A 19522-nucleotide genomic window follows, 5' to 3' on the forward strand; every position below is an offset into this window, starting at 1 on the left:
ACCTTTAAAGAGACTTTTGAGAACTCAGGTTTTCAAAAGTCTCTTTTATTAGCCCGGCACCAATAACCTTCTTACCCCAAAGCTTCCAGTTTAATTTCCCGGCCCAGACCAAAGGCATAAATATATTGTTCTTTGACCGGCCGGCCAAGAATCCGTTCAATGGCCAGCGAATACATGCTTAATTGTGCCGCATACCTGTCAACCAGTTCCCGCGGCGAAATACCATGATCGGTTTTATAATCAATCAGCACTAAGCCATCATCCTCCGCGAACAGGCAGTCAATAATCCCCTGGACAAAAATTTGCTCCCCACAACCCTGCAAATCCGCATAAAATCGTTCGGCCGGCAGCAGCAGACTAAAAGGCATTTCCCGCCACACCTGTTTGGCTCCGGTTAACCGCCGGCCAAGCGGCGAAGAAAAAAAGGCACGGATTAAATCAATATCGACGGCCGCCGCCTGACCGACCGGCAAAATCCGGCGAATTTCCAAGGCACTGATCTGCTCGGTAACGGCCTTTTCAGAAAGCTCACCGGCAAGGTCAATATGCTGCATAACCGTATGCAGCATTACCCCGTATTCTACCGGGGTCAGCTTAGATGTGGCCTGCAGGAAGCGGGGACGGACATGCACGGTTGACGGCTTAGGCGCAAATACGGTTTCGGCCTCATCCCGTTCTACCAGTTCAAGACGACGTTTAATTTCGGAGACCGACAGTTTTGCCGGTTTACTTACCGCAGCGCTGCATGGATATTGCCAGTTTAAGCGGTCACTCACCCATTTTGTATCTGTGCCGCCGGCAACCGGTTCCAGTTGCCGGACGGCTGCCAATAACTCACCGTCTGCCTCGCTTGACGCTTCCGCGGACTGAAGGTCCGGCGCTTTGATGATCGTTACATTCCAGGCGGACTGGTTCCCGGCCAGATTTGTTACCGGCTGATCGTCACACCCGCCATACTGACGAATCAGCGCACCATCCAGGTGGCGAGCAACTGCCATGCCAACCCAATCCAGATAGCTTCTGGCTTTTATAACCTGACTTGCCGGCAATTTTGCCGACAGTTCCCCGACCGAGCGGCACCAGGCGGTACAGCGCCGGGCCAGCTTCTTGGCCGAGCCGACCAAGATGAGTTTTTCTCTTGCCCGTGTCAGCGCTACATAAAGAATCCGCTGCTCCTCCGCCTTGGTCTCCAATTCAATTTTATGGGCAATGCCCCAGCGGGCCGGTGTCGGGTACCGGAACCTAAGCTCAGGCATGGTAACATAAGGACCGACTCCCAACTCCTTATGGCACAGTACCAGCGCCGTCGTATCCATCAGATTGAAATTTTTCCCCATGTCGGCGACAATGACTACCGGAAACTCAAGCCCTTTGCTTTTATGAATGCTCATTACCCTGACAACATCTTCGCTCTCGCCTAACGCCCGGGCAACCGATAAATCGGATTCCTTGTTTTTCAGCCGCTCAATAAACCGCAAAAAACGGAATAACCCCCGAAAGTTGGTAGCCTCGTACTGCCGGGCACGATCATACAGCGCCCGCAGGTTAGCCTGACGCAAAAGCCCTCCCGGCATCCCTCCCACATAATCATAATAGCCGGTATCCTGATAAATCCGCCAAATAAGATCCGCTACACCCTTGCGCCGGGCCAGATTACGCCAGACCGCCAGTTTATCCAGAAACTCCCGGACCGTATGGGAAACTGCCGGCGTCTGACCGTATGTCTGGACCGCCGTCCACAAGCTGCCCTGTTCCTGACACAACCGGATTTCGGCCAATTCATCACCAGCTAAGCCGAGTAAAGGCGAGCGCAGCACCGCTGCCAGCGGAATATCCTGCTGAGGATTGTCAATAACCTGCAGCAATGCCAGCATAATCGCTATCTCGGTTTCGGCAAAATAACCGGTGTCCAATTCTGCATAACAGGGAATCCCGTCATGCCGCAGCCGGTCTTGCACTGCCTGCGCCTTGCCCTGCACCGAACGCAGCAGGATAACAATATCCCGGTACATTAGAGGCCGATAGCCGCCCTGCTGTTTATCAAACACCTGATAGCCGCCGTTCATCAACTCCCGGATTCGCCGGGCAATCACAACGGCCTCCTGTTCAAAGGCACTGAGTTCCTCTTCGGTTATACCGGCAGCAGCAGGCGGCGGCTGATTTTCGCTTTCCTCCTCCGCATCCTGGCTGCCGGCTGTTTCGTCATCCGTGAGCGGACGCTCCGTTTCATCCTTATCCCGGTCAATCATAATCAGTTCAACCGGTCCGTCCAGGCTGGTGCCGGTACAAGCCGGATAATCAGGTCCGGGGTTAAGTTGCTCCGCCTGACCATAATCAAGCTCGGCCGTGTGTTCCGTCATGAGTTGACCAAACAGAAAGTTAGCGGCATACAGCACTCCGGCCCGGCTGCGGAAGTTTTTGCTTAGGTCGATGCGCTGGCAACCTGCCTGCTCGCCACGCCGGTAGCTAACATATTTGCTCATAAAGAGGGCCGGCTCAGCAAGGCGGAAGCGGTAAATACTTTGTTTGACATCTCCCACCAGGAAGAGGTTGGGCTGGTCATCATTGGCAACAAGCCGGATAATCTCTTCCTGCACGCGGTTAATATCCTGATACTCATCGACCATGATTTCGGCAAATCTTGTTTTAAGCTGAGCAGCTACCGTGGAAGGCGTACCTTCTCCCTGCCCGGAATCGGCCGACCGCAATACCGCCAGACATAAATGCTCCAAGTCGTTAAAATCAACAATGCCTTTGGCTTGTTTTGTCCGGGAATACTGCCCGGCAAAGGTTTGGACAAGTTGAACCAACGCAGCCACCAGCGGCTCCACCTGGCGCAAATCGGCAATCAGTTCCTGGCCGCTACGTTCAAAATAAACCGTTTTAACCTCTGCGACCTTTCTTTTGGCCTTGTTGCGCTCACCCTGAAAATAATCCTTCACTTCTTTGGGCACTTCCTTGCCAACTGAGGCAATCCGGGGAAATTTGACCGCTGCCAGGGCTTGGTCTAAAGCTATCCAGGATGTTTGGGCCGCTGCCAGCAAATTGTCCATAATCTGAATATCCTCGGCAAAAGTCTGGGCATAGGCCGCCGGGTTTCCGGGTCTGCCCGCTTCCGCCATAAGTGACAGCAGCAATTGGCGGGCCTCCTCCCACTCCAGCGCTATTTTATCGCGTACCAGCGCCGACCAGGGAGTGTTATCAAAATCGGCCTCTGCCGGCAACGCAAAACCGTTAGGCAAGCCGGCAAGCCACTGCTCCGGCCAGGGATGGCTGCGGGAAAACTCATAAAGCTTGAGCACCAGTCCTGCCAGCGAGTTATCGCCATCCTCATCGCCATAATGCTCAATCAGTGTCATAAAACCCGGGTCAGCCTCCAAGTAGCTTTGCTCAAACACCGTTTCGAGAACATCACTTTTGATGAGCGTTATCTCCGTGTCATTGGCAATGCGAAAATTTGGCTCAATACCCAACAGGTAAAAGTACTGCCGCACAAGACTCTGGCAAAAGGCATGCAAGGTAGAGATATTCGCGGCATTAAGCAGTACAAGCTGGCGTTCAACATGGCGTCTCAGTTCCGGATCGGTTAGCTCAGGCTGCCTGAGCACATCATTCAAGGCCTCGCCGATCCGGCTGCGCATCTCATTGGCCGCCGCGTTGGTAAAGGTGACAACCAGCAGACGGTCCACGCTGAGCCTTTCCTCAGGGTCAATAATTCGGCTGATAATCCGCTCCACCAGCACCCAGGTTTTGCCCGATCCGGCTGCGGCCGCTACTAACAGGTTGCAATTACGGGTCTCAATCGCCGCTTGCTGCTCCGCAGAACATTGCATTATTCTCCGCCTCCTTTCCGTTGGCGTAATTCATTCATAATGGTTTCATCCGCAAGTTTGGGCAAGGTAAAATACTCATTTTCCGGCAGCTTGCCGTCAAACTGGCATACCGGCCGCAAGGCACAGTAGCCGCAAGGCGTGCTTTTTCCCAAACGGTAAGGCCTGATTGCGTTTTCGCCGTCAAGGATAGCTGCCGCCACCTCTATAAGCTCCTGCTTAACATGACATAACAGCAATTGGAACTCTTCTGCCGTTTTAAGCTTATCCATACAATTTTCATAAAACCCGTTCTTACCTAACGCGATTTTGAAAAACTCCGACCATCCCTGTAACGTTCCGTCCAGTTTTCCGGCAATAGCCGTATCGGCGAGCAGCCAGCCCGGCATTTTCAGACGGCTGTTGACCCCTTTTTCAATTTGTTCCGGAGCTAGCAACGTTGTACCCGCAATAACAGGGTTTTTCAGAAAGTAATATAATATTCCCGCCGGCAGGCAGGCAGGCTCATGGCCGGCACTAACCGCGACCAGCAGGTATGTCAACAGTTGCAGCTTAAGGCCATAGTAGACCTCTGCCAGCGTAAGCCAGGCACCGCCAGATTTATAGTCAATAACCAGCACATAATTTTGACCGTTATGTTTGGTTATGTCCAGGCGGTCAATCTGCCCGGCCACTTCTAAAATGGCTGCGGGCAGCGTCAGACGGAGCGGCGGCAGCGCATCCGCTCCTCGCCCAAAAGCCTGCTCAAAGGCAACAGGATGAAACTGGGTGACCCGGTCCCAGGCAGCCAAACGGCTTACGGCCCGGACAGCCCTGCGCGTCAGTCGTATCACCAAATGCTCATGCTGCTTGCTGCTGAGCAGAATTTCATTTTGCAGCTTGGGTGCCAGTTGCGCAACAATGTCGCCACACAGGTTACTGATCTCGTTGTCGGCAAGCGCACCCCAGCTTTGATTTTCCGCGGCCAGTCTATCGCCAAATACCTTTAGTACAGCGTGTAAAAACTGCCCCAGGTCAGGAGCCGCCAACTGATAAACAGCCCGCTCTTTAAGGCCAAGCCCATACTGAGCAAAATGTTTGAACGGACAGGCCCGAAAAGCTTCAAAACGGGTTACACTGCCGCGCAGCACACCGTTTTTTATATATAAACGGTGTGCTAAGCCGCGTTGTAAGGGAGCTAGCTGGTTATAATGAAACAACCCGGCCAGGCTGGCCTTAAGCGATTCCCGCAACTCAGACTGTGCCAGGGCCCAGTTATAGACATCCCGCCAGGCCGGGCTGATCTGCCCGGTTTCGCGATATAGCCGGAAGGCTCCGGCCAATGCAGCCAACGTCCGTTTAGGCCGGGCGAGATATTCCGCTTCACGGCCGGGCGGAGGTTCAACCGGTAATGACAACGGCCTCCTGCCGGTAATTTCTTTCAAACGCCGGACAACAGGCGATGGCGCCAGGGCCTTGCCTTCGGCGTCAGCCAGCGGATAACTGATCCACAGATACCGGCTGGCCCGCGAGAGAGCCGTGTAAACCAAAAACTGCTCAGCAAAAACATCAGCCCTGGCGCCACTGCCAAGTTCCAGACCAAGTGATTTTAAAAGCGCCCGCTCGCTATCGTTCAGCAGACCCTCTTCCCGGCGGCGCTGCGGCAATACGCCGTCATTCACCCCGGGAATAAAAGCCGCCTTGATAGTAAGCCGCCGCGTCCGTTCCAGGGCGGCAATGGTTACATAATCCAGTCCCGGCGGAATCAAACTGAGAGTGGTCCCTTCAATCCCTTCGCTAACAACAGCGGCAAATTCCTCAAGCGTCAATGGCTGTTCGGCAAACGTATCAACAATCTGATCAAATACTTCCATTAGTTTTGGCCACATTTGCTGATGCTCCCTGGCCTGGTCCAGATCGCCGGCCGTTTCGGCCGCTATCGCCCACTCCGCCAGTGTATCTGCCACTTGCAGGTTTTGCAAAAATTCGTAGACCGCCTGGGTAAGCGCCAGCGGCGGCAAGCTTTGCTTCAGTGCCGGCGCCAGCTTTTCGGCCAGACTGACCAATGCCGCCGTACTCTCTCTGCGAATGGCATTAATCTGGCGCAGGTACTCCTGTTCGGCTGCGTCGGCCTCATCACTTGTCCACTCATCCTCGGCCAATGAATAACGGCGGCGGAATGTCCAGTCTTCAGGACTTGTCCAGCGCGTCCCGCGAATGCCAAATTCGAGACAATAATTTTCCAGAATATCCACCTGATCGCGTGTAACAGGAAATAAATCGGTTTTTAAACAACGGAAAACCGGCTCATAACTCCATCTTTCCCGTACTACGTCAAACGCCGAACGCACCAGCTCAGCCAGCGGATGGTGCACAGCCGGACGGCTGTTATCACTGAAAAACGGTATCTCATAATCTGCCAGTACGGTTGCCATTAACTCTGCATAGCTGTCCATGTCACGAATCAGAATGGCCATGTCTCGCCACCGGAGACCTTCCTCCCGGCTCAGTCTGATGATTTCACGGGCGATAGCCTCCGCCTCCGTCCGGCGGTTAGCCGCTTCCGCCAAGGTAAAACCATTGTCCGCATCGGCCGGGTTCCCCAGAATTCTGGCAGCAAAAAACTGCCGTTCAATCACTTGCAGCACCGGGCTGGCAAAACGATAAGGTATCGTTAATTCCTGCACGCCAGTCTCAGCCTGCAGGTCTAAAGCCAGCTTGTTCAATTTATGGTAGGTCTCCCATTGACGGTGAAACACCGCTTCCTCCTGGGAATGGAGCTGGTCATCCGGGTCGCTTAGGCATAGGGTCACAGTCACCGCTTGTGCCGCAGTAAGCATCGCCGTTATGACTGCATATTCCTGTGGGGTAAAAAAGGTAAAACCGTCAATCCATACTTCAGCCTGCCGCAGCAGTGACGCCTCGGGAATCTTCTCCGCCAGTAAATTCAGGTAATCCTCCGGATCAATATATCGTCCGGCTAAGAAATCCTCAAATCCTTGGTATAACAGAGCCAAATCCTGCATTTTGGCCGTTAGTGCCTGATTGCTCTGACAATCCTGCCGGGCGGCTACCGTATCAATTGCCGCCGGTCCGACACCATAGGTTTTAAACTCCTTAACTAAACCGGCGACGGTTGCGGCAAACCCTTTTTCCGTCGCCGCCCGCGAAAGCAGCTTAAAGTTATTCCTGTTTTCCATTAATAACCGGCTGAATACCATGCGCTTGCCAAGTTCGGAGATGTGCGGACTGGCGGCACCGCCGGTTTCATTGAGTACCCTGTGGGCCAACCGGCGAAAGCCCAACACATGGGCCCGCATATAACCGTGTGCCGGACAGGCTGCGGCCAGCGCCCGCTCAACTTCATAGGTAGCCTGTTCGGGCACAATAAAAAGAAGCGGCCGGCCATCAGGCGATTCGGCCAGCCTTGCCAAGATTTCCTTAAAACAGTTCCAAGTCTTGCCATACCCGGCTTGTCCTAAAATAAAATTAAGCTTCAAAGCCGTCCCTCCCAGAAAGTTTATCTACCAATTGGCAAAACAGAGTGACAAGATTCGGGTCAAACTGGCGTCCTGCCTGCCGCATCAGTTCAGCAACCGCTTCGCGGTTCGACCTTGCCTTGCGGTACGGCCGGTCATTCGTCATAGCGTCGTAGGCATCAGCAATCGCCAGCATCCGGCATTCCAACGGAATTTCTTCACCTGCCAAGCCAAGCGGATAACCGTTACCGTTCCACCATTCATGATGTTTTAAAATAAAATCGGAAATCGGGATAAGATCCGAAACCGACTGGGCAATGCGATAGCCGATATCGGCGTGTCGCTGCATCTCTACCTGTTCCTTAAGGGTCAAATAACCTTGTTTAAACAAAATCCTGTCAGGGATACCTACCTTGCCGATATCGTGAAGTTGAGCCAAAAGTTTGATATCCTCAATCCTGCGCTGCGACCACCCCAGGGCTACGGCCAGTTTTGCGGTGAGCATCTGCATTCTGTCACCATGGCCTTCGGTAATAAAATCCCGGGCTTCCAGTGCCTTTAACAGGGCTTGAAAAATAGCGCTCCGGTTTTTGCGGCTTCGACAAAGTTTTTCCCGGTACATACTGTCATCGGCTTCCCGGAACAGTTCATTCATATTAATCATGTCCTGCCGGTCGCTAACCGCATAGCCAATGGACATACTTAGCGGCAATTCGAGATGGCTGGCATTATCAGTATCCACGGCACTGCGCATTTGGACGCAAGCGTCCTCTAACAGTTTGGGATCCGCCTTGGTCAACAACACGGCAAATTCATCGCCGCCAATGCGGGCGACAATGTCTGCTGGCCGCACATTATCCTTGATAATCCGCGCCGCGGCATTCAGCAGCAAATCCCCTTGTTCGTGCCCCAGGGTATCATTAATCAGTTTCAGCCCATCGACATCACATAAAATAATTCCTACCTGACCTTTGCCGTCAGACTGTATTCTGGTCATTTCATGTTTAAAAAAAGTCCGGTTATAGAGGCCGGTTAAGGCATCATGATAGCTGATATACCGCAGCTTTTTCTCAATTTGCTTACGCTCTGCCAGTTCCTGCTGCAAAGCCGTATAAAGTCTGGCATTGGCCAGCGCAATAGAGGCTAAGTCGGCAAACCGGCTTAGTATATTTATCTCATCCTGGCCAAATATTTTATCATCAAGATATGCAAGGCCAAGAATTCCAACCAACTGTCCATTGGCTTTCAGCGGAATCCCGATAACCGCATTGAGTGTGGTATCTTTTATTTCGTGATCCCGGTTGGGCCACAGGTTATAATGATTCACAATGCAGGTTTCGGCACTAACCATAACCTGGCCAATAACACCTACACCGGGAACAATTTTTTTCCCAATAAGCCCGGAATAAAAACCTACTGCCACTTTAAGTGTGAAATTTCCGGTAACATCATTCAACAAAGCAATAAAACCATCTTGCGTGCCGACAAGTTCTCCGGCTTTCAGCACCATATTCTCAAGCAGTTCCCTTGTGTCCAGATTATTCATAAGCGTAAGTGCGGTATCATGCAAGGTATTAAGATAGGTATTCTGACGATAGATATCATCCATAGTTCATCCCTGTCTTTCCCCGAGGTTATGGTGCATGCCCACAGTGCGGCTATTAATTCGCCGCCTGATAAATAGCTTCCTGCCGGTAAAAACCGTTAAAGATTATCCGTTATATATTTTCTTTATGATTATTTCCATGTCGGCGGTTGTTACGGCTACCGGGTTAACCCGCGTGGACCCTTTAAGGCAGTTGGCTATTAATTCGTCAAAACCCTCTTCCAGCGCCGCACGGCTAACACCGATCTGTGCCAGCCCGCGGGGAATGGCAAGCTGCCGGTTTAGCTCCCTGACAGCAGCAATAAACTCACTTCGTCCGCTGCGGCCAATGCTGCGGGCCAGCTCATCGAGGCGCATACCCACAAATTCCTCCCGGGAATTATACTCCAGCACATAAGGGAGGGCAATTGCATTCAGCAGCCCATGACCAAGGTCAAACTTGCCTCCTAGCGCATGGGCAATACCATGGGCCATGCCTAGACCGGTATTGGCAAAAGCCAAACCGGCAATACATTGATAATGATGAACCTTTTCCCTGCTTTCCACTGTTTTTTCCTGATAAGAAACCGGCAGCCAGCTAAGCAAACCGGCTACCGCTCCTTTGGCCAATACCTCGCTGAAATCATCCAGGCTCCGGTTGCTATACGCCTCAACAGCATGAGTCAGCGCGTCCATCCCTGTTTCGGCCACTACATTTGGCGGCATAGTCATCGTAATATCCGCATCCAGTATTGCCAGGTCAGGAATAAACGCCGGCGTTTTTAACCCGATTTTCAGGTTAAGTTCCCGATAGGTGATAACCGCCGATTTGGTTACTTCCGCACCTGTACCGGAGGTGGAGGGAATGGCCACAAACATCAGCCTTTTACGGCAATCAGGCAGCTCCCCTACCTGAGCTTTGGCAAAATCGAGCTCCGGGTATTCATAAAACAGAGCCATAACCTTGGCAGCGTCAATAGGAGACCCCCCGCCTACTGCCACTAACAGGTCGGGTCTGAACTCGCGCATCTTGGCCAGCCCGCCAAGGACAGCCTGTTTGTCCGGATTTTTGCTAATTCCTTCATATACATAGGTCTCACAGCCTTTATGACTGAAAATACCCACTATCCTGGCAATTACGCCGCTTTTCTGCATTGCGCCGCCACCGGTAACGATAAATACCCGCTTAGCCTCAACATCGCTAAGTTCGGCAATAGAGCCACGGCCGCTAATAATGGCTTGACCACCCAAAACTATTTTCTTCACTTATCAACAGCTCCTTTAGGGCATCGTTTCAATAAGGCAAACATATATACGCTCTCTTTAATCATATAAAAGAATACTCCAAACTGCAATATTAATCTGTTCCCCATTACAAAATTTTACAGAAAATTATATCTTCGGATAATGCAAGAAAAGACCCATCGGCAAGATGAGTCTTTTCTTAGGCTTCCTTGGTTTCGCTTATTGTGGCTTTTTCCCAAACCACTTTTCGTATATTTTGGCATACTCGCCATTCTGTTTAAGTTCATCTAACGCCTTGTTGATTTTGTTCGCCAGTTCGGTATTTTTTTTCGCTACGGCAATACCATATTCCTCCGCGTTAAGAACTTCACCGACCAACTTGGCATCTTTGCTGCCGCCTTTGGCCAGGTAATATTCATTTACCGGCAAATCATTGACTACGGCATCGGCGCCACCGGCCTTGAGTTCAAGATAAGCCTCAGAGGCGCTGTTGAATTCACGTACTTTGGCATCTTTAATTTTCTTAGCGTTTTCCGCACCGGTTGTACCAATCTGGACGGCAATCCGCTTGCCTTCCAGGTCCTTAAAGTTGTTAATTGTGGAATTGTCTGCCTTTACAACAATGGATAATCCGGATTTATAGTAAGGTTTGGAAAAAGCAACTTTGTTGGCACGTTCGGCGGTAATGCTCATGGCAGATGCAATTACGTCAATTTGACTGCCTTCCAGCGCCGGAATGAGGCCGTCAAAGCCGGTATTGACAATTTGCACTTCCATCCCCATCTGTTTGCCAATCGCTTTCATCAGATCCACGTCAAACCCAACATAGTCTTTGTTATTTTCGTCTTGGAATTCAAACGGAGGAAAAGTAGCTTCAGCCCCTACCTTGAGGACTTTGGCCGCCGGCTGCTCAGACTTGCTGCTGCCGCATCCCACTAATCCCATAGTCAGGGCCAACAAGGCCACAACGGCAATGGCACTCCACTTCTTCAACATACTATGTACCTCTTTTCTGTTCAATAATCTTTTATCATTATACACAGTTTTCTTATAGCCGCCAAACTGTACTACCAGCCGAATTAAGCAAAAAGCAGGCACTTGCTTGCCCAAGCGCCTGCCTTATTCGATTTTCTAAATATTGTGTCATAAATTTTACACTCTCAGAAGACATTTGCGCCAACAAGCCGTTTAAGTTCCTGATAATAGGCCAATTGCTCCGCAAATACAATCCGTGTCAGGCCGCTGGGCGACGGCACAACAAAGTCGCTCACGCCGGCAACAACACCAACTGCTTGCCGGCCGCAGCTAACACGGGATTGCCCGGAAAACTCCCGGTACACCCCCACACCGGCAAAACAGGCTACCTGTGGCTTGTAGCGCAACAACTTCTCCCGTAAAATAACCCTGCCGGCCTGATATTCCTCTTTACTGATTTCCGCGGCAGTCCGGCTGGGGCGGGCCACAATGTTGGTAATACCCAGTCCCAGATTCAGTAATTTCCCATCTTCCTCAGGCGTAAATTGATACGGTGTAAAGCCGGCCGCGGCCAGCAGTTTCCAAAATTTATTGGAATAACCGGCAAAATGATGCCCGGTTTCTGCCGACCGGTTTCCGGGATTAAAGCCAATAAACAGGATTTTTAGGTTAGAAGCTATGATGTCAGGTACTTGGTTCACGACATTCCCTTCTTCAATGTAAAAATACTGATTTCCGCCGGACAGCCAATGCGTAGTGGCAGCCAATGCCCTGTGCCGACACTGACATATCCGTAGCAACCGTCTTGCCGGAACATCCCCCGCATATACTTATATTGCACCGGCAGCATTGACACGCCCCCGAAAGCCACCTGACCGCCATGCGTATGCCCGGCCAGCGACAAAGGTACCTTCGCCGCGAAGGCGTTATCAAGAAAATCGGGATGATGGGTTAAAAAAACAGTGAAGGAATCGGCCGGTATCCCTTGCATAGCCTGAGCGAAATAGCTGCGTCTTTTCCCCTCCTGTTCCCCCTTATTATTACCCCATGGGTAATCCACTCCCGCCAGAACAAGGCCGTTTGTCAGCACTTGATGGCTATTTGCCAGCACTTTGACCGGACTACTCTCAAGTGCCCGGCGAATACGGTTAATATCCCGGAAGTATTCATGATTTCCCCAACAAAAAAAGATACCCTGTAGCAGTTCGGAGTGGAAAGCAGTTAACCGATTAATAAGCGGTGACAATAACCCCAGGTCGTCCACCAGATCACCGGTAATAACAAGCAAATCAGGCCGTTCCCGTTTTACCATTGCCAGTACTCGCTCCAGCTTGTCCATGCCAAAAAAATTTCCCATGTGAGTATCACTGATTTGCGCTATGGTAAAGCCATTCAGGGCCGGCGGCAGTTGGGGAAACAGCAGGGTGTGCCGGTTGACAACAATGATGCTGTCCCCGCCGATCACGCCATAAGTGCTTATCATAAATGGCACGGCCGGAACAGCCATTAAAGCACCCTGTAAAAAATTTCGCCGCGTCAGAGTGGGTTCCTGACCAGCTTTTGCCGGGCCGGTCGCAGCCTGTGGCAAAATAGCTTTTCGCCTAAGCCGCCTTGCCAGTATCCGCATGGTATGCCCCAGCAATAAGACCAGCAGCAAAAAAACTAAACCGACCAGCCATATATAGGCGGCGTATAGCAAATATCTGAACCACACACCAGGAAAACTATCCGCCGGCCGCAGCCAGCGACTAAAAATCAGCGTGATTACCGCCAAAGCGGTAGTCAGCCGATAGCCGGTTTTAACCTTCTTGCCTGCGTATACCGGATGCCATTTGGCCAAAACTCGTTCGCCCAGCCAGATGATACCCAATAGAATTAATAAAGCAAGCACCGTTGCATATATTGATGGCCCATGCTGCATAGCTGCCTCCGTTTATCCTCCAGGTCTTTGATTGTCATTATTCCCCAAACCATCTTTAGTATAGTGGATAACTCCCCAAAAGAAAAGGCCGGCCATTTTACATCTCCTTAGATTAGCCAGCCAACTTCTTGTTGCATATACTAGGAGTAATCTATAGGGGGGAGATTCTGCATGGCAACCAACACAACATCCATTATTAATACCATACTATCCGATATCACTGCCGTTATTCCCAGCTTTACTTCACTGGTCAGCTCTTACCGGCTGCTAGTTGGCGCAGCTGAAGAAATTCAGCGCACCCCTGATGTGCCTTTTGAAATATTTGAGCGGGCTGTTATCCGCTATGACCGGGCTGGGACGCTCATTGACATTTTACTGGAGTTATTATGCTGTAAAATAGCCTTTAGCAGTCAGTTCCTGGCCGTAACCTGTGCACCGGTTGACATCATTCGACTCTTAACCAGCTGTACCGAATTAGGAGACGATCCTTGCCTTACAGCCGAACAAATCCTTATTCTTGAAATAATACGCCAGGCGCTCGGCTGCAATTGCCATAACTCCTGCTTTGGACCGCCGCCGGAAGGAATAACGCCGACAAAGCCACCAACTCCACCGGCAGCGCCAACCCCGCCGGCAACTCCCGCCCCGGCAACGCAGAGTGATTTTATACCAAGTGACCTGGAGACAACACAGGAACTGACAACAGAAATTACCCCGCCTGTTACCGGTCCTGTTTTTCGCTATACCGGCCCGTTAAGCCGCAGGCATATATAAGGCTTTAACTATTCTTCAAGCATTCCGGCCCGTTTATACAAACTGTAAAAATGATGGGTTGGACCTGCACCCTTGCCCAGACTGAGCGAATGCTCAATGGCAGTGGTTATATATTCTTTTGCCGCTGCTACCGCCTCGGCAACTGACAATCCCCGTCCCAGGTTAGCGGCAATGGCCGAAGATAATGTGCAGCCGGTGCCGTGTGTATTTTTGGTGGCAATCCGCCTGGCCCTAAAATAGGCAAACGCCGTGCCGTCATAAAGAATATCGGTTGAATCGCCAGCCAAATGGCCACCTTTAATCAGCACGTTGTGCGGCCCTAGCTCCCAAATCGTTTTGGCTGCTGCCTCCATGTCGGGCAAAGTCCGAATGGTTTTTCCGGCAATAACTTCCGCTTCAGGAATATTGGGAGTTACCAGAATTGCCTGCGGCAATAATTCATGTATTAACAGGTTTTCAGCATCAGGGCTTAACAAATGATAATCGCCCTTGGATGACACCATAACCGGGTCCACTATAATATTGGGGGCAGCATATTCTTTTAATTTGGCGGCAATCGCCTGAATGGTTGCTGCTTGCGACACCATCCCGATTTTGACGGCGTCAACCGCAATATCGTCAAAAACAGCGTCGATTTGCCTGGCGATTATCGCCGGCGTTATATCCTGGACCGCAAATACCCCTTGTGTATTTTGCGCGGTAACGGCGGTAATAACGCTCATGCCAAATACGCCATGGGCGGCAAATGTTTTAAGATCCGCCTGGATCCCCGCGCCACCACTTGAATCAGAGCCGGCGATTGTCAACACATTTTTCATACTCTCACTCCCGCAGTTTTGCTGTAAATTCTTCCGCCGCCAGCGGCGGACTAATAAAATAGCCCTGAATCATATCACAGTCTTTTTGCTTAAGATAGGAAAATTGCGTCTTAGTCTCAACACCCTCAGCAACAACAACCAAACCCATTTCATGCGCTAATTCAATGATGCTGCCGGTAATCGCGGTATTTGTATCGCCAAAGGTGATGTCTTCAATAAAAGCTTTATCAATTTTCAAAGCTGTGATCGGCAGTTTTTTGAGGTAAGTTAATGATGAATAGCCACTGCCAAAATCATCAAGCGCAATCCTGACCCCCATACGCCTAAGTTCCTGCAACTTGCGGATGTTATCCTCAAATTGCTCCATTAGCACACTTTCCGTTATTTCCAGTTCAAGGTATTCTGGCGGCAAACCGGTTTCCGCCAATACATCGGCAACCAATTGCACAAAATTGTCCTGAATAAGCTGTACTACCGAAATATTTACTGCCGCCCACAGCCTTCCCTGTCCGCCTACATACAGTCCCTGGCAAAAAGCACATGCCTCTTTTAGCACCCACTTACCAATTGCAATAATCAACCCGGTCTCTTCCGCCAGCGGAATAAACTTTAAAGGCGAAACTATGCCATAAACAGGGCTTTGCCACCTGAGCAATGCTTCAAACCCTTCCATCTGTCCTATTTTCATATTACACTGCGGTTGATAATAAAGTTTTAGTTCCTTATTCGGAACCGCTTCGCGCAGCCGCGCTTCCAACAGTGTTTTTTCAACAATCAAGTCATGCATGGATTTATCAAAAAAGCGAAAGGTATGCTTGCCGGATGTTTTAGCCGAATACATGGCCATATCGGCGTTTCGTAAAAGTTCTTCCACATTATCGCCATGTTCAGGATAAATAGCAATCCCGGCACTGGCGGTAACGTGAAAAATATGGCCGTTGACTGCAAATGGCTGTTCCAGCAGTTGCATGATCCTGCCGGCATAGGCGGTTATTTCTTCAACCCGCTCCATAGCAGGTAAAAAAACGACAATTTCATCCCCACCCAAACGGGCAGCCATACCAACCTCAGCCACCAGCGCTGCTAACCTGACGCTAAAACTGACAAGCAGTTTATCACCCCAGGAATGGCCATATGTATCATTAATTAACTTGAAATTATCAATATCAATAAAAATAATAGCCCCCTGCTTTCCATTCTTCGCCGCGGCAGGCAAGGTTTCAGAAACAATTTCTTTCAGTCGTTCCCGGTTGGCAAGGCCGGTCAAAGCATCATAATAGGCCATATGTTTTATACGTTCTTCCTTAAATTTCCTGTCGGTAATATCCGTATAAGAGCCCGCCATCCGCACCGGTTTGCCACTACCGTCAAACAAGGCTTTTCCCCGCGATAAAATCCATCGATAGGCGCCACTTGCCGACTTAACCCGGTACTCGATATGGTAAAAAGGTTTTTGAGCGCTTAAATGACTCTCCAGTTCAGCCATCATGCGCGGCAGATCCTCCGGATGAACCAGTTCTTTTTTCCATTGTTCCTTGGTGGTTACGGCCTTTTCGGGCAAACCAAGCAAGCTCCAGCCGCGTTCCGACAAGGTCTTGCTATCCGTAATAATATCCCATTGCCATAATCCGTCATTTGATCCTTCGGTAACTAACCGAAATAGTTCATCATGCTGTCGAATTATTTCTTCGCTTTGATACAGTTCATTATAATTGCGCCTAAGTTCTTCCTCCTGAGCGGCAAGCTCCTCATGGACTGTTGCGAGTTCTTCATTCTGCTGCTGCAATAGACCGACCGTCCGCCTGTACGTTTTGACCCTTACCAATAAATAAATAACGGCAGCGCCAAGGATAACAATAGCAGTACATAAACTGGCCGTCCACTGCTCCAGTCCGCTCATATAAGAAAGAAACTCACCTAACATCCTACACCAACTTCCCTAGGATAATCAGTCGAAATATGTCAAATTTTTACCTATATATTTATTATACACCAAAATTGTTTTTTGGGGGAAAATTGTGAATAATACCCGGGAAAGCAGCAAAAAATAATTCGTAAAAGTCAATTAAAGTCAAAAAGTCAGTAAAAGTTAGAGTTAATGCGACTGGTAATTTTTTTAGCTGAAAATCATCGCCGTATGCCTAAAAACCGCTCGTTATGGTCTTATATCCAACTCCAATTAATAACATTTTTCTGCTAGTATTGAATTGTAATCTTTTTACGATGCAATTCACCTTTGACTTGTTTACTATCATTTTAGGAGGTTGATATCATGAACAATGAAAAATATACGCAAAAAGCGGCCGCAGCCTTGCAAGAAGCACAGCAGCTTGCCGCCATGAACTATCATCAGGAATTAACAAGCAAACATCTTACGCTTGCTTTAGTTAAAGATGCAGAAGGCATTATGGCTTATCTGTTAAGCCAGCTAGCCATCGACGTACGGTTGCTAACCGCAAAGCTGGAACAACTAGTAAACAAACTTCCCTCTGTTCACGGTCAGGAAAGCGGCTTACGCCTCAATACCGCCATGATGAGGGTATTGGCTTTAGCGGAAAAATACGCAAAGTCCATGAAAGATGAATACATCAGTGTAGAACACTTACTGATGGCAATCGCCGAAGACGGTGACAATGATTTGGTCACTCTGTGCCGGGACTTTGGGCTGACACGCAGCCGCATTCAGGAAGTGGTAAACCAATTCAGGCGCGGGCAACCGCTTACCACGGATAATCCTGATGAAAATATGCAGGCTCTGAATAAATACGGTCGCGACCTGACCGAATTGGCGCAGCAGGGCAAATTAGATCCGGTAATTGGACGTGATGAAGAAATCCGCCGGGTCATCGAAATTTTGTCCCGCCGGACAAAAAACAATCCTGTACTTATCGGCGAGCCCGGTGTTGGGAAAACAGCCATTGTTGAGGGTCTGGCCCGGCGTATTATTGCCGGCGATGTACCGGAGACTTTAAAAAATAAAATTGTATATTCGCTTGACCTGGGGGCCATGGTTGCCGGCGCAAAATTCCGGGGTGAATTTGAAGAACGGCTCAAAGCTGTTTTAGCGGAAATTTCCAAGGCCGAAGGCAAAATTATCTTATTCATTGACGAACTGCATACTGTCGTAGGCGCCGGCGCCGCCGAAGGCGCGATGGATGCCGGCAACATCCTCAAACCCATGCTGGCCAGAGGAGAACTCAAATGCATTGGCGCCACTACCCTCAATGAATATCGCAAACATATCGAAAAAGACACGGCCTTAGAGCGCCGCTTTCAGCCGGTTTTAGTTGATCAACCCACTGTCGAAGACACGATATCGATTCTCCGGGGATTACGAGAACGTTATGAGGTCCATCATGGTGTAAAAATAAAAGACGCTGCTTTAGTGGCCGCAGCGGTTCTATCTGACCGCTATATAGCCGACCGGTTTTTACCGGATAAGGCAATTGATCTGGTGGATGAATCGGCTGCCAAGCTGCGGACTGAGATTGATTCTATGCCCAGTGAATTGGATGAGGTCCTCCGCCGGGTGATGCAGCTGGAAATTGAGGAACAGGCGTTAAAAAAGGAAACCGACCCTTCTTCCCAAGACAAACTGGAACGGTTGCACCATGAATTAGCCGAACTTAAAGAACAGGCGGACACGTTAAAAGCTCAATGGCAACTGGAAAAACAAGGTATCGTCCAGTTGCGTAAAGTCAAGGAGGAAATTGAAAATGTCCGCACCCAGATGGAGGCCGCCGAACGGGCTTATGACCTAAACCGGCTGGCTGAACTTAAATATGGCCGGTTGCCGGAATTGGAGAAAAAGCTTAAAACCCTGGAAGAACAACTTACGCAAAACCGTACCCACAAAACTATGCTCAAGGAAGAAGTCGATGAAGACGACATTGCCAAAGTAGTCAGCCGCTGGACCGGGGTACCGGTGACTAAATTAATGACAGGCGAACGGGAAAAGCTCGTCAATCTGGAGTCTCTTTTACATCAGCGGGTCGTCGGCCAGGATAAAGCCGTAACTGCCATCAGCGAAGCTATTATCCGCGCCCGGGCCGGCATTAAAGATCCCAACCGGCCTATCGGCTCCTTTATTTTTCTTGGTCCAACCGGTGTCGGCAAAACCGAACTGGCAAAAACCCTGGCCGAAGTATTATTTGATGATGAACGCAGCATGATCCGTCTTGATATGAGTGAATATATGGAAAAACATGCCGTGGCCCGTCTCATTGGCGCGCCTCCCGGTTATGTCGGTTATGACGAGGGCGGTCAGCTGACCGAAGCCGTCCGGCGGCGGCCATACAGCGTTATTCTTTTGGATGAAGTGGAAAAAGCCCACAACGACGTATTTAACGTCTTGCTGCAAATTCTTGATGACGGTCGGTTAACCGACAGCAAAGGCCGGACCGTTGATTTTAAAAATACCATTATTATTATGACATCCAATCTGGGCTCCCGGGAAATACTAAACAACACCTCCGGCCTGGCCCAGGAGCGGGTGCTCGAATTGTTAAAGCAACATTTCCGTCCGGAATTTTTGAACCGAATTGATGATATTGTCATATTTAGCGCCCTCACTACCGAACAAGTAGCCGACATTGCCGCCATTATGCTGGAAAGTCTGAATAAACGATTGCAAAAACAACTAACCATCACCCTAAGCTGGGATGACAAAGCCCTTGCCTTTCTTGCGCAGGCAGGCTTCGACCCTCAGTTTGGCGCCCGTCCTCTAAAACGGCTGATCAGTCACATGATTGAGACTGAATTAAGTAAAATGATCATCCGCGGCGACGTAGCTGAAGGAAGCGCCGTACAACTAAGTGCCGACAACAATAAAATTCTGTTAACAGCCAACCCCTAAACCACATATAGTGACAAAAATCCCAGTTTACCTGGGATTTTTGTCACTATATAGGACTTTT

11 protein-coding genes are annotated in these 19522 nt (G+C 50.0%); 2 read left to right on the forward strand and 9 right to left on the reverse strand.

Annotated elements, in window-relative coordinates; genetic code table 11:
• Window positions 1-71 precede the first annotated feature (71 nt).
• The 7 genes from addA to BLR65_RS17270 all read right to left on the reverse strand — a co-directional run bounded on the left by addA (window position 72) and on the right by BLR65_RS17270 (window position 13014).
• On the reverse strand, window positions 72-3833 hold the full coding sequence (addA, locus tag BLR65_RS17240) for a helicase-exonuclease AddAB subunit AddA (protein ID WP_093795425.1): 3762 nt from the start codon (window positions 3831-3833) through the stop codon (window positions 72-74).
• Entirely contained in the window at window positions 3833-7309 is a 3477-nt protein-coding gene (gene addB, locus BLR65_RS17245; protein WP_093795426.1) for a helicase-exonuclease AddAB subunit AddB, read from the reverse strand. The genes addA and addB overlap by 1 nt, the downstream gene beginning before the upstream one ends.
• Entirely contained in the window at window positions 7299-8897 is a 1599-nt protein-coding gene (locus tag BLR65_RS17250) for a diguanylate cyclase domain-containing protein (protein WP_093795427.1), read from the reverse strand. The genes addB and BLR65_RS17250 overlap by 11 nt, the downstream gene beginning before the upstream one ends.
• 102 nt (window positions 8898-8999) lie before the next feature.
• Window positions 9000-10139, reverse strand: a complete 1140-nt coding sequence (locus BLR65_RS17255; RefSeq protein ID WP_093795428.1) for an iron-containing alcohol dehydrogenase — start codon at window positions 10137-10139, stop codon at window positions 9000-9002.
• A gap of 198 nt (window positions 10140-10337) precedes the next feature.
• Window positions 10338-11114, reverse strand: coding sequence for a basic amino acid ABC transporter substrate-binding protein (locus tag BLR65_RS17260; RefSeq protein ID WP_093795459.1), 777 nt, complete (start codon window positions 11112-11114; stop codon window positions 10338-10340).
• A 164-nt stretch (window positions 11115-11278) separates the two neighbouring features.
• On the reverse strand, window positions 11279-11794 hold the full coding sequence (locus tag BLR65_RS17265; RefSeq protein ID WP_093795429.1) for a mismatch-specific DNA-glycosylase: 516 nt from the start codon (window positions 11792-11794) through the stop codon (window positions 11279-11281).
• Window positions 11791-13014 (reverse strand): metallophosphoesterase, encoded by a 1224-nt coding sequence (locus BLR65_RS17270; RefSeq protein ID WP_093795430.1) that lies wholly within the window; start codon window positions 13012-13014, stop codon window positions 11791-11793. The genes BLR65_RS17265 and BLR65_RS17270 overlap by 4 nt, the downstream gene beginning before the upstream one ends.
• A gap of 171 nt (window positions 13015-13185) precedes the next feature.
• Here BLR65_RS17270 and BLR65_RS17275 point away from each other — a divergent pair, with 171 nt between their 5' ends.
• Window positions 13186-13788: a hypothetical protein gene (locus BLR65_RS17275; protein ID WP_093795431.1), complete on the forward strand. Its 603-nt coding sequence runs from the start codon at window positions 13186-13188 to the stop codon at window positions 13786-13788.
• A gap of 8 nt (window positions 13789-13796) precedes the next feature.
• Here the strand turns inward: BLR65_RS17275 and thiD are convergent, their stop codons facing one another.
• Both thiD and BLR65_RS17285 read right to left on the reverse strand, forming a co-directional pair.
• The gene (thiD, locus tag BLR65_RS17280; RefSeq protein ID WP_093795432.1) at window positions 13797-14606 is read right to left on the reverse strand and encodes a bifunctional hydroxymethylpyrimidine kinase/phosphomethylpyrimidine kinase; all 810 of its coding nucleotides are present in this window, start codon (window positions 14604-14606) and stop codon (window positions 13797-13799) included.
• Between the two features lie 4 nt (window positions 14607-14610).
• Window positions 14611-16530: a putative bifunctional diguanylate cyclase/phosphodiesterase gene (locus tag BLR65_RS17285; protein WP_093795433.1), complete on the reverse strand. Its 1920-nt coding sequence runs from the start codon at window positions 16528-16530 to the stop codon at window positions 14611-14613.
• 348 nt (window positions 16531-16878) lie between these two features.
• On the opposite strand from BLR65_RS17285, the gene clpB reads away from it, so the two are divergent.
• The gene (clpB, locus tag BLR65_RS17290) at window positions 16879-19461 is read left to right on the forward strand and encodes an ATP-dependent chaperone ClpB (RefSeq protein WP_093795434.1); all 2583 of its coding nucleotides are present in this window, start codon (window positions 16879-16881) and stop codon (window positions 19459-19461) included.
• Window positions 19462-19522: the final 61 nt, after the last annotated feature.

Source organism: Sporomusa acidovorans (assembly GCF_900101845.1).
Taxonomy (GTDB): domain Bacteria; phylum Bacillota; class Negativicutes; order Sporomusales; family Sporomusaceae; genus Sporomusa; species Sporomusa acidovorans.